Below are 12706 nucleotides of genomic sequence, written 5' to 3' on the forward strand. Positions count from 1 at the left end.
ATGAGGGGGCTTTTTTGATTTATTTTTCAAGTAAACTGATGCGCTCTTGAATATGTTTAGCATTTTCAATCTCATCAACAAATCCAAGAGCATAATCCGCATAGCTAATAGCACTTTCACCCTTGTCGTTGAATGTCAATTCTTCACCAGCAAGAATGTATTCTCCTGTACGTTTTCCATCTGCTTGGAAGTAAATGGCTAGACTAATAAAAGTCCATTTAACATCATTTCTTTCACGAATCTCAGCTAAAGACTGGCGCTGAGCACTAGCAAGAGGCCTAAAGGCATCAGGAAATTCAGGTGTATCAACGAGTTGTACGGTGTGTTCAGGATTGACATAAAGACTTCCTGCTCCACCAACAATCATCAAACGTGTGTCAGTACCTGAAAGCAAATCTGCCAAGTGTTTTTGCGAATCGCTGTGAAGATGAAGTTGGTCTTCTTTCCAATATCCAACAGCATCAACCACAACATCAAAACCAGATAAATCTTCTTTCGTTAGATCAAATAAATCTTTTTCAATAACCTTTTGTGTCTTTGATTTATTAGGACTACGAACAATTGCGGTAACATCATGTCCACGATTAAGTGCTTCTTCAACAATTAAACGTCCTGCTTTACCATTTGCGGCAACAACTGCAATTTTCATAAGATTTCCTCCAAAAAAATAATTCGCATTTGTTGTAACTGATATTGTTACAATCACCACTTAAAGTATAAATAGTTTTAGTTGTAATGTCAACGATTACAACAAAGTCACCTCCTATTTTCACTACCAAGAGAATTATGCTATAATGACTCTAATTAAAGTAAGACAAGGAGAAAAGATGCCTTATTCTACCCGACTGGCCACATCTGTTCATATCTTGCTAGCCATTCATCATTTTGAAGATGAGGCAAAAGTTACCTCTACTTTTCTAGCTAAAAGCATCCAGACAAATCCCGTCATCGTACGTAACTTACTAGGGAAATTACAAAAATCAGGTCTTGTAAGAGTTGAAGCTGGTGTTGGCGGAGCACATTTGACCAAAGATCCTAAAGAGCTCACTTTCTGGGATATTTTCCAAGCTGTCGAAGATAAAGATAAACCTATTTTTAAAGCTAACAATGATAGTAATTCTGCTTGCCCTGTCGGGCGCCTCGTTAATTCAGTCTTACAACCTCGTATTGAAGATATTCAAGCACATTTTCAAACATCCTTGAAAGAGATTAACTTAGCTAGTCTCATTGAAGATATGGATCAAAAATTAAGCCAACTTGACTTAAACAATGCCAAAGATAGTCAACTAAAATAGAGACTCACACTTGTGAGCCTCTATTTTTTAGTTATCTATTTATGACTAAGTTTTTTCGTAAGGAAATCACCAACGAATTGGATGATGAAGACTAATACCAAGATACATAGTGTCGCAATAATAGTCACATCTGTTGCTGAACGGTTATAACCATAGTAAATAGCAATATAACCAAGTCCACCAGCACCGATTGCACCAGCCATTGCTGTCTCACCAATCAATGAAATCAAAGTTACTGTTGATACACGAATCAATTCTGGCAAACCTTCACTAAGGTAAATCTTAATAATATCCCAAAGTGTTGCACCAGATGCTTGAGCTGCTTCGATGACACCTTTGTCCATTTCAGAAAAGACCACTTGAACTTGACGGGCATAAAAAGCAAAAGTTGCTGCAGATAGTGGAATCAAGGCTGCTGTTTTACCAAGGTTTGTACCAACAAGAGTGTATGTGAACCCTTTTAAAATCGCAAGTAAGATGATAAAAGGAATCGCACGAACAATTGACGTAAAAATATCCAAGACTTTAAAGCCAAAACGATTACTTAGCACACCGCTTGGTCCTGTTAATACCAAGAATAGCCCCATAACAAGCCCTAAAAGACCCCCAATTACAAACGACCATCCTGTCATATAAATAGTTGCTGAAAAGGCATCAGACCAAGAATTTGTCCCTTCCCAGCCGATACGGTATACATCAGGCATATTTGTAGCAATCCATTCAATCATTTAGGCACCTCGTTTCAATACTGTTAATTCAATTCCCGCAGCAAGAATAGCTTCTTGTGCACCTGCAAGAGCATCAGCATCACCAGACAAGACAACAATCATCTCACCAACTGGTGTATCATCAAGAATTTCAATATTTCCGTAAAGAATATTGGCAGTTACTTCAAATTCTTTGTAGATTTGGTTAAGAATTGGTTCATCAGTAGATGTTCCAGCATATTTCAATTGAACAAGTAAATCATCTTTTGGAAGATTTTTCACAATAGCTTGTTTTTCAATTTTAACCAAGGCATCCTCAATACCAGTTGCTGTTTTGATGAACTCTTGCGTCAATGGTTCTTTAGGATTTGAGAAAATATCAAGAACTGATCCTTCTTCAATCAAGTGACCATTTTGCATAACGGCCACACGGTGACAGATATCTTTGACGATTTGCATTTCGTGAGTAATCATAACTACTGTCAAACCAAGTTTTTGGTTCAATTCTTGCAAAAGTGCCAAAATTTGTTTTGTTGTTTTTGGGTCAAGTGCCGATGTAGATTCATCAGAAATCAAAATTTCTGGGTCATTCGCTAACGCACGCGCAATTGCCACACGTTGTTTTTGACCACCTGATAATTGTGACGGATAGTTTTCAGCACGATCTGCCAAGCCAACCAAATTAAGCAAATCAGCAACTTTCTTGTCTTTTTCTTCTTTGCTTAATTTTGAGTGGCGAAGGGCAAAGGCAACATTTTGGCGTGCTGTTCTTTGTGCCATCAAATTAAAGTGTTGGAAAATCATCCCAATTTTTTGACGTTTTTGACGAAGGACAGCTCCTTTTAATTGAACTTTACCATCGGCAAAAGTAACATCATCACCAATTGTGATTTTCCCAGCTGTTGGGGCTTGCAAAAGGTTAATCGTACGTACTAATGTTGATTTTCCTGCCCCAGAATAACCAACAATCCCATAAATATCACCTTTGTTAATAGCAATCGAAACATCTTTAACTGCTTCTACAGTACGTCTCTTCTGACGAAAAGTAATATCGATATGCTCCAAATTAATAATCGGTTTTGTCATAACTCTTACTCAACTCCTCAGTCATTTCAATCTAATCTTTTATCCATAACTAGTACCCTTTTTAACTCTTAAGAGTTAAAAAGACTTATTTTTCTAAACTTTCCAACTTAATATTCTACCATATTCTAGTAAATTTAAAAGCATTTTCAAAATAGAATTTGGCGTGTTTAAAAACACGCCAAATCACTTAATTTTTCAATAATCTCTTATTCTTCTGAAGAAACTTTAGCACCTTTCCAAGCTGGAATATCAACATTATTTGAAGCTTCTTGAATTACTTTACCAACTTCATCAGTTTGGTAAACTGAAATCAATTTCTTAATAGCTTTAGCTTTGCTTGATTTTTTCCAATCTTTTTGTGCAGCAATGACGTTAACCCATTGGTCTGAGTTTTTATCAACAGCTTCTTTGTAAAGTGTTGTTTTATAATCTACTTTTGCTGCTTGCGCATATGAGTTATTAACAATAGCTGCATCAACTGATGACAATGTTGAAGCAGTTTGCGCAGCATCAACTTCTTTGATATCTAAATCTTTTGGATTTGATGAAATGTTTTTGATAGTTGCCAATTCTTTGCCATCAACATCCAATTTAATCAAACCAGCTGATTGAAGAAGGTAAAGGGCACGACTTTCATTTGAAGCATCGTTAGGAACTGAGATGGTAGCTTTTTCAGGAATGTCTTTGACATCAGTGTATTTTGCTTTTCCGTTATCTGTCCCTGAGAAGATGCGAATTGGACTAAGAAGTGTGTCAGCTGCTTCAACCAAAGTTCCTTTATTTTCTGAATTCCAGTTGTTCAAGAAATATTTGTGTTGGAAGGCATTGACATCAACTTCACCATTTTGAAGCGCTTCGTTTGGTTGGTTGTAGTCAGTGAACTCAACCAATTCAATTTCTACACCTTTGTCTTTAGCCAATTCTTTGACTTTATCCCAAAGTGGTTCAGTTGCATCATCCAAAGTCATGATACCAACTTTAAGTTTTGAATCATCTGAAGCAGATTTTGAAGAACCTCCACAAGCAGCTAACAAAACAGTTGATGCAAGAGCAACACTAGCTAATCCAAGTAATTTTTTAAATTTCATATCTATTTCCTCTTTCCATTTAACTCGTGATATCATTCTAACTTAATAAGTTATAGTTTTCAAATTGTTAAAAACAAGGTTTAGTTATAGTTTTAAACTATAACTAAATTATTTTTCCGATGGAACTTTTAAGTCTTTAGCTGTTGGTGTATAATCTCCACCAAGATATTTTTGTGCTAATTCTGACAAAGTGCCATCTTTTTGCAAGGCTTTTAAGCGCTTGTTAACGAATGTTTGCAAATCTTTTTGATCTTGTCCCAAAATGAAATAAATAAATGGTTGTTCATCTGATTTCAACTCGATTGTTTTCAAATTGTCCAATTTTTGATTTTTAATAATAGTATTTACTGTTGGGGCATCAAAAATCTTGAAATCAAATTTACCGTTATTCAAGTTTGTCAAAACTTGAGTGATATTTTCATTAGTGTAGTTAAGTTCAACAGGCTTGCTATCATTTTCTGTGTTAAATTTTTCGAGCTGCGCTGCTGTTGTTGTCCCTTGAACAACTTGCGTTGAATGTCCTGCAATATCATCGTAAGATGTAATATCAGAGTCTTTTGGCACCACTAGAACCGATGGGGTTGAACCAATAGGATAAGAATATAAGTATTTGGCTGAACGTTCTTTGGTATAACTGATGTTGTTGCCGCCAAGCTGATATTTTCCAGAATCAAGGCCTGTGAAAATAGATGACCATTCCGTTTTCTTAAAATTCACTTTATAGTGATCAGAATCTTTGAAAACAGCCTTTGCCACCTCGATATCATAACCAGTCAATTTACCAGATTCTTCATATGAAAATGGAGCCGTTGTCCCTACTGTCGCAAAGGTCACTGCTTCTTTACCAGAAGAGGCTTTGGAAGAGGTATCCGATGAACAAGCTGCTAAAAAAGCAGTTGACGCTAGTGCTAGTCCTGTTATTCCTAGCATTTTTTTAACTAATGTCATATCGTTTCCTACCTTCTCTTTTAGAGTTGCTTACATCTTAACATCAGACTGCCATCTTAACAAATACTTAAATTCTATCACCGCGATAAAGAAATCTTATCACCCTAGGCTTTTGGTGCCTTTGTAAAATAATCTAATAAATAAAGGGCGTTCTCCACAAAATACTGAACAGCTGTTGGAAGAGCCTCATCTTTGACCGTAAATGTATCATGATGAAGGTCTGCTGCATTATCATCACCATTACTTCCAATCAAAGCAAAAACCCCTGGAATTTTCTCCTGATAAGCCGCAAAATCTTCTCCTATGGTGAGCGGTTCTACTTCTACGACTTTTGCAAATTGTTTAGAATGCTCAAAAATAAGAGGCGTCAAAACCTCGTCATTAAAGGTCACTGTTGGGGTTCTTCCCCACTCAATCTCGACAGACGCATTAAACTGATCAGCTGTATTTTTGACAATCTTAGTAAAAGCATCTCGCAAATGCTGACGAATTTCTGGCGAGAACGACCGCATTGTCCCTTCAAAATAACCTGATTCAGGCATAACATTCCAAGCACTTCCCACATCAATATGCGTTACCGACAAAACCGCTGACTCAAAAGGAGAGACTGTACGGCTGATAATAGCTTGCACATTATTAACAATTGTTGTGATAGCAAGAACCGCATCTGTCCCAAAATCAGGGCGAGCCGCATGCCCACTCACTCCACTGATAGTCACTTTAAATTTATCAACAGCTGCCATGATTGCTTTTGAGCGAAGTCCTATTTCGCCAGATTTAAGATGTGGGTAATTATGATAGCCAATAATAGCTGAAACATCCTTAAGACCGCCATTTTCAATCACTTGATAAGCCCCTACTGAAACTTCCTCAGCTGGCTGAAAAATCAATCGAATCGTTCCGTTTAACTGCCCTTCTTGAGCCTTTAAAAGCTCAGCAGCACCAAGAAGACTTGTCTGGTGGAAATCATGCCCACAAGCGTGCATAGCACCATTCTTGCTAGCATATTCAAAGGTATTTTGCTCCTTGATTGGCAGAGCATCAATATCTGCACGCAAAGCAACAACGGGCTTTCCATGCCCAATTTCGGCAATAAAACCCGTTGGTAAATCTGTTTCAAGAATACGAATCCCCAAATTTGAAATGTATTCTTTCAAAAATGCTGTCGTCTCAAATTCATTCTCCGAAACCTCAGGATGCGCATGAATATGATGACGAATCTCTGCTAATTTTGTGTAAAAATCTTTTGTCATTTATTTGCCTCTACTGCCGACTTTTCTGGTAAATAACTACCACCTAGATATTTCTGGCTCAATTTTTCTAAAGTGCCATTATCATAAAGTTTTTTAACCGCCTTGTTAAATTCTCCTTGTAACTTCTCACTGTCACTTGAGAAAATAATATAATTATTTGGATTATCATCTGTCTTTAAATCAATAACCCTCAAATCTAGTTGTTTTTGTTTGATAATTGTATCGACAGAGATTTTATCAAAAATGAGATAATCAAATTCTCCACTATCCAAGTCTAATAATCGTTTCGTTACATCTTCTCCTGAATATTCAATTATCGATGGAGAATCACTATGCTTTTTATTCCAATCATCAACAAATTTTGCGGTTGATGTACCGGTATCATCTTGGGTAGTTTTCCCACCAATATCGTCCAAAGATGTAATCTTAGAATCTTTCTTAGTGACTAGAACCAAGGGATTTTTAGCAATTGGCACAGAATATAAATACTTGCTGGCACGTTCTTTGGTATAAGAAAGATTATTAGCAGCACCCTGATAAATCTCGCTATCTAAGCCAACAAAGATAGAATCCCAGGCAGTCTTTTTAAAACTAATTTCATAATCATCAATGTATTTACTAGCTGATTTGATCACTTGAATATCATAGCCAGTCAATTGACCTTTTGCATTTTGATACGAAAAAGGCTTGATATCACCAGCTGTTGCAACGACTGCTTTTTGATCAGCCGCTTCAACATTAACCGTCAAACCAGCACTTAGTAAAACAGTTAATCCTAATAAAACTTTTTTCATTTTCACTCCTCAAACGCTGTTAACACTACAATTGCTGTACTAAGTAACTAAAAATTCTACGGCTTTCTGCTTTTTCTAAAAGCAATTCTGGATGCCATTGGAAACCCAAAATCGGAGCACCATCTTTGCTTTCATAAGCTTCAATTGTACCATCACGGGGGTCACGCGCTGTCGCAACCAAACTTGGTGCCAATTCTTTCACACTTTGCTGGTGAAATGAATTAACCCAGGCACCTGTTGAAACCAATTGACTCACACGACTATTTGGAACAATTTCCACTTCTTGTGACGTTCCAGAAAAGTCTTTTTGCCAGTGGTGTTCAACTTTTTGATTCAGTGTTCCACCCAAAGCCACGTTCAATAATTGCATGCCGCGGCAAACCGCAAAAATAGGTTTATTTTGCTTGAGTGCTTCTTTTATCAAAGCTAGTTCAAATTCATCACGCTCTAAACTATAATCATCACTATCAATGGTTTGTTTTTCGCCATAAAATTTTGGTGTCACATTTTGACCACCTGATAGGATTAATTTATCAATCATATCAATATAAGATTTAGCCAAATCTGGGCTACCGACTGGAATAATAATCGGAAGTCCACCAGCTTCTTTGACGCCATCAGAAAGATGTCGTGAAACAACATCATATTCTAAGCCTGATCGAGCTGGTAGTTCTTGAATATTTCCCGAAATGCCAACAATAACTTTCTCCATACAAGCACCCCACTTTCTATCAATTATAAGAAGCCACTTTCTAAGTTAGAAATATTGTAAACCAAATACCCAAAGATTACCAATAGTTATTTTTTATCAGGGAGATAGGCTTTGGCTATAACCCAAAAAAGACACCCAGCCTTTCGACTGAATGTCCTCTTTTTTATACTATCAGATTAGAAATCAGATACGTTGTGGTAAACTTTTTGAACGTCTTCGTCATCTTCAAGAGCGTCAACAAGTTTTTCAAATGTTTCAAGGTCTTCGCCTTCAAGTGTTACTTCTGATTGAGGAATCATTTCAAGTTCAGTAACTTTGAATTCTTCAATACCGTTAGCACGCAAAGCTTCGATACCTTTGTGAAGATCAGTTGGAGCTGTGTAAACAGTTACAACACCGTCTTCTGCTTCAACATCTTCAACATCAACGTCAGCTTCTAACAATTGTTCAAAAATGCTATCTGCGTCATCGCCATCAAAGACAATAACACCTTTTTTATCGAACATGTAAGATACAGAACCAGATGCTCCCATGTTACCACCGTTTTTACCAAATGCAGTACGCAAGTTAGCAGCAGTACGGTTAACGTTACTTGTCAAAGTATCAACGATGATCATTGAACCGTTTGGTCCAAATCCTTCGTAACGTCCTTCAACGAAAGTTTCATCTGTATTACCTTTTGCTTTATCGATCGCACGGTCGATAACGTGTTTTGGTACTTGCGCTTGTTTTGCACGTTCAAGTACAAATTTCAAAGCTGAGTTTGATTCTGGATCTGGTTCACCTTTTTTAGCAGCAACATAGATTTCAACACCAAATTTAGCATAAACTTTAGAGTTAGCACCATCTTTGGCAGTTTTTTTGGCAACAATATTGGCCCACTTACGTCCCATGGGTAGTCTCCTTTGTAAAGATTATTATTTATTTTAGCATGATTAAGTGATTTGACCAGTAAAACAGCCAAATCATTGAACTACTGAATTAGCAAAGCTAAATTCGTAATCCTTTTTATTATAGCACTTTGACAGGGCTGTGTAAAATGTTCCTAAAAATTAAAAGCGAAAACTGAGCTCAACAAAAGCCCAGTTTTAAGTCTATTTATGTAAGCGCTTATTTTGCGATTCTAATCAGCTGATTTTCTCAAAGCTTGGTTTTAAAATTATCTATTTTTGACATATTCTGCAATGGCAGAACTGACAAAACTAGCTGTCCCTTGACCTGCTGCTTTATCGATAAAAGCTGTGAAACGATTATCCTCAATATACATTTGCCCCAGACCTGATAAAATCTCCATATCACATGGGTAAAAATGCTCACTAATATAGCTTTGTAAAGTTTCAACTTGTTTTTGAACCTTGCTATCAGAAAGAGAATGCTCTTTTAGCTTTGCAAAGTCTCTCATTATCGCTGCCATTTCTTCCGTAATGACCGAAAAATCAGTCTGTGGATTTTTTTCAAATGCTTGATAAGCTTCCGTCGTTCCCCAACGTTCTTTAGCTTCTTTTTGGAAAGCTTCCAAATCCGACTTGTCATAAGCTGTGAATGTCATCATGTTTTCTCCATTTTCCTGTAAGGACTTAGCATGAGAAATAACCTTTTCCAAATGCTCTTTTTTCAACTCGAGCCATTTTATCTGCTCAGATAAAGCTTCTTCTTTGTCATAGCTTGGGTCCGACAGGATTTCCTTTATTTTTTTAAGAGGAAATTCTAGCTCACGAAACAAAAGGATTTCTTGCAAGCGTTCAAAGGCTTGCTTATCATAAAAGCGGTAGCCATTTTCTCCGATAAAGGATGGTTTTAAAAGACCAATCTGGTCATAATAGTGCAAGGTACGCACGCTAATGCCTGATATCTGACTCATCTCTTTTACTGTTTTCATGTACTAGCTCCTCTCGATGATAAGTATAGGCTATAACGTTACGTTAGGGTCAAGAGAAAAAATGAAGTTTTTTATTTGTAAACGTTTACTTATCAATTCTCACTGGAACTTTTCCCCAAGTTTGTTCTTGAATCTGTGAATTTCCAAGTTGATAGACTTGGTCAGCTTGTTGCGTCACCGCATCCCACGGTTTTGCACCGATTCGAGCGACGATATCCACAGACTTTTTCACCGTTTTAAGGTGTTTTTGCCCTTTTTCGGTAAATCCAAGCACATGTACCGCTTCTGGCAATGGCTTTTCCACAGCTCCGACCAAGATGTAAGCCAAAATGCGTCGGATTCGGGCCTTCGTGTAACGTTTCGTGGCGACTTTATCCACTAATTCTTCCACAGTCGCTACGCTCCTAATAGCAGAGCGGATACGGCTGGCTAACTCTTCATTAACCTGGAAGATCCTTGTCAAATCAGGGTTTGTCACGATTTGATACTTAAGCAATTGGAAGTAATTCTCCCAAGTCACTTGAGGGGCGCTTAGGAAAAGGTCAGCTTGCGGCATGAATTTGTCCACAAAATCTTTGTCTTGTCTGTGGATACGCAAATTTGTCGCGGAGGCAAAAGCCACATCAGTATCAAGCGAGTGATAACCAGCTCCCTGACGCATGATTGGGCTAAGCTTGATTGATTTTCCAGCGCAAGCTTTGGCATAAGAAAGCCCCAAAATATGATTTGGCGTGTTACCTGTGAAGTTGACACCAGCAAATGTCTCCCACATTTTCTGCGTTTTCTGTGGATAAGACAAATTATCTGGCAAATTTTGCAAGTAATCCACCATTTTCTGTTGATTATCCGCATAAATCTGTGAAAAGTGTTGATAATCCAGATTTTCTTCCGTCCCAAATGCCAAGTTATCCACACCAAGGCGCTCTAAGATGTCCACCGCACCCTGCGCAAAGTAGTCCGCTGACTGAACAGCCACCAAAAATGGCAATTCAACTACCAAATCAGCACCGCATTTCAGAGCCATTTCCGCGCGCGTCCATTTGTCCACAACCGCAGGCTCACCACGCTGCACAAAATTCCCAGACATGGCAACAACCTTTACCCCTTCAGCCTGTGACAACAAATAACGATGCCCGTTATGAAAAGGATTAAACTCAGCAACGATACCAGTGATAGTCATGTTGTGCTCCTATATATTTTAGAGATAGAATATCGCGCATCTAGATTTTGTAATGTATAGTATATTTCCTCCACATCATGTGCATATTGCTCAGAATGATTATACTCATAAGCAATCTCATAAATCCAATCTCCTAATTCAGAATGATTATTGTACAGTTCTTGTATATTCTGAGTAAGTAAAAAAACACTATGATAATCATTTAATGAATCATTTTGCGCGATATTTCGAGTAGATGAATTTACTATCCTTTCAAAAATCCTTATAACTTTTGGTCTCTCAAAATCCTCTACTAATAAAATTGATGAAACTAAATAAAGTAATGAGTCATCTAATTTTAATAATATATCAAATTTCGATAAATAACTATCAAATTTTCGTAAAATAAATTCATTACGCTTCAATGTATAGTTATCATTTTCATAGGTTACTTGTATAGCTGACACAATAAACATTCCCAATATTAAATACAATTGAAAAGTGGTATTGCTAGCATTAGGTAAAATATCCCCAATGTTACCTGTAAAAGCTATCACTGATAAATAGTAATTTAACATCAAAGAACTTATTGCTATAGCAAAAATAAAAATTCCATTCACCAGTTTTCGTCTACCCAACAGAATAACAAGTAAATACTCACCTAACCAAAAGAATAGTGAAATCAGCCAAAGCTTATTAAAGCCAATCATCAAATTTTCCAAATTATCATTCAAAAACCATATCACAAGGTAAGTAAAACATGAAAAAACAGGCGATATAAAAATCCAAAAAACAACGCTATTAGTACTTATAGTATTATTACTGTGAGAAAAAAAGCGAGTGTTAAAACCTTGATACTCTCTTAAATTTACTGATAAGATATTTTTTAACACCCAAAATTCTAGAACTACTGTAATAAAAATTAACAATAATTGGAGCATAAAAATACTTCCTACATACTTTATTTCTCCCCTACTTCTGACAGACAAAGAACCAGCGTTCTGATTTTTTGCGTGGCTTTTTGTCTTCGAAGTCGGCGTAGAGTTTAAATGATTTGAAGCCTGCTTGTTCCAAGAGGATGTCGTAAGTCAAGACTTCGTACGTGCGTTCTTCGTGGACTTCGTCGTAACGTGTGAAGCGTCCGTCTTCGTCCTGCAAGAAGAAAGTCAATTCGTGGACAACTGAGTGCGGCGCTTCATCCGCGTAAGTATCCCAGACCATGGCAAATTCTTCAGCATTTTCGTGGTAAGAGTAGCCAGGAAAGACAGTATCAGTCTTATAAGTTGAGTGCACGTCAAAGATGAAGACACCGCCGTCATTTAAGCTGTCGTAGACTTGCTTAAAGACGTCACCAACTTCAACTTCATCAGCCATATAACAGATAGAGTCAGAGTAGCATGTCACCAAATCGTATTTGCCAGCTTGCGACAAATCAAGCATGTTACCTTGTTTGAATTCAATGTCCTCACCAGCAGCTTTTGCACGTTTTCTTGCGATTTCAAGCATATCCTCGCTCAAATCAAGCCCTGTCACGTCAAAGCCAGCTTTAGAAAAGCGTACTGACTGAATCCCAGTTCCACAGGCTAACTCCAAGAGTTTTTTCTTATCTTTTGGAAAATGACGGAGCGAAAAGTCTGTCCATTTGTCATAAAGGCTGTCATCCATGATTGCATCATAAACCGCTGCGAATTTTTCGTAGTTTTTGTTCATTGTTTTGTCCTATCAAACTTCTATCATTCTTAGAATGAAATAATCTGAGACAAGTGCCCCAGATCATAAGAATAA

General features: G+C 37.3%; 14 protein-coding genes. 1 reads left to right on the top strand and 13 read right to left on the bottom strand.

Annotated elements, in window-relative coordinates:
* Window positions 1-19: 19 nt before the first annotated feature.
* A complete protein-coding gene (locus BLP98_RS06545) occupies window positions 20-649 on the bottom strand; it encodes an NAD(P)-dependent oxidoreductase (RefSeq protein WP_074482487.1) in 630 nt (209 codons plus the stop codon).
* 178 nt (window positions 650-827) lie between these two features.
* On the opposite strand from BLP98_RS06545, the gene BLP98_RS06550 reads away from it, so the two are divergent.
* Entirely contained in the window at window positions 828-1295 is a 468-nt protein-coding gene (locus BLP98_RS06550; RefSeq protein WP_074482488.1) for an Rrf2 family transcriptional regulator, read from the top strand.
* 35 nt (window positions 1296-1330) lie between these two features.
* Here the strand turns inward: BLP98_RS06550 and BLP98_RS06555 are convergent, their stop codons facing one another.
* The 12 genes from BLP98_RS06555 to BLP98_RS06610 all read right to left on the bottom strand — a co-directional run bounded on the left by BLP98_RS06555 (window position 1331) and on the right by BLP98_RS06610 (window position 12631).
* Window positions 1331-2023, bottom strand: coding sequence for a methionine ABC transporter permease (locus BLP98_RS06555; RefSeq protein WP_074482489.1), 693 nt, complete (start codon window positions 2021-2023; stop codon window positions 1331-1333).
* Complete coding sequence (locus BLP98_RS06560) at window positions 2024-3088, bottom strand: methionine ABC transporter ATP-binding protein (protein WP_074482490.1); 1065 nt, start codon at window positions 3086-3088, stop codon at window positions 2024-2026.
* Between the two features lie 206 nt (window positions 3089-3294).
* Complete coding sequence (locus tag BLP98_RS06565; RefSeq protein WP_074482491.1) at window positions 3295-4176, bottom strand: MetQ/NlpA family ABC transporter substrate-binding protein; 882 nt, start codon at window positions 4174-4176, stop codon at window positions 3295-3297.
* A gap of 108 nt (window positions 4177-4284) precedes the next feature.
* Complete coding sequence (locus BLP98_RS06570; protein WP_074482492.1) at window positions 4285-5124, bottom strand: amino acid ABC transporter substrate-binding protein; 840 nt, start codon at window positions 5122-5124, stop codon at window positions 4285-4287.
* Window positions 5125-5228: 104 nt separating this feature from the next.
* A complete protein-coding gene (locus BLP98_RS06575) occupies window positions 5229-6377 on the bottom strand; it encodes an amidohydrolase (protein WP_074482493.1) in 1149 nt (382 codons plus the stop codon).
* A complete protein-coding gene (locus BLP98_RS06580; RefSeq protein WP_074482494.1) occupies window positions 6374-7171 on the bottom strand; it encodes a transporter substrate-binding domain-containing protein in 798 nt (265 codons plus the stop codon). Before BLP98_RS06580 ends, BLP98_RS06575 begins: the two co-directional genes overlap by 4 nt.
* Window positions 7172-7196: 25 nt before the next feature.
* The gene (locus BLP98_RS06585; protein ID WP_074482495.1) at window positions 7197-7883 is read right to left on the bottom strand and encodes a gamma-glutamyl-gamma-aminobutyrate hydrolase family protein; all 687 of its coding nucleotides are present in this window, start codon (window positions 7881-7883) and stop codon (window positions 7197-7199) included.
* 176 nt (window positions 7884-8059) lie between these two features.
* Window positions 8060-8776 carry a YebC/PmpR family DNA-binding transcriptional regulator gene (locus BLP98_RS06590; RefSeq protein ID WP_024343611.1) on the bottom strand — a complete coding sequence of 239 codons (717 nt, stop codon included), beginning with the start codon at window positions 8774-8776 and terminating at the stop codon, window positions 8060-8062.
* A gap of 266 nt (window positions 8777-9042) precedes the next feature.
* Entirely contained in the window at window positions 9043-9762 is a 720-nt protein-coding gene (locus tag BLP98_RS06595) for a MerR family transcriptional regulator (protein ID WP_074482496.1), read from the bottom strand.
* 85 nt (window positions 9763-9847) lie between these two features.
* Window positions 9848-10942, bottom strand: coding sequence for a nucleotidyltransferase (locus BLP98_RS06600; protein WP_074482497.1), 1095 nt, complete (start codon window positions 10940-10942; stop codon window positions 9848-9850).
* The gene (locus BLP98_RS06605; protein ID WP_074482498.1) at window positions 10939-11862 is read right to left on the bottom strand and encodes a hypothetical protein; all 924 of its coding nucleotides are present in this window, start codon (window positions 11860-11862) and stop codon (window positions 10939-10941) included. Before BLP98_RS06605 ends, BLP98_RS06600 begins: the two co-directional genes overlap by 4 nt.
* Before the next feature lie 31 nt (window positions 11863-11893).
* On the bottom strand, window positions 11894-12631 hold the full coding sequence (locus BLP98_RS06610) for a class I SAM-dependent DNA methyltransferase (RefSeq protein WP_074482499.1): 738 nt from the start codon (window positions 12629-12631) through the stop codon (window positions 11894-11896).
* Window positions 12632-12706: the final 75 nt, after the last annotated feature.

This window comes from Streptococcus equinus, assembly GCF_900104225.1.
Lineage (GTDB): Bacteria > Bacillota > Bacilli > Lactobacillales > Streptococcaceae > Streptococcus > Streptococcus equinus_D.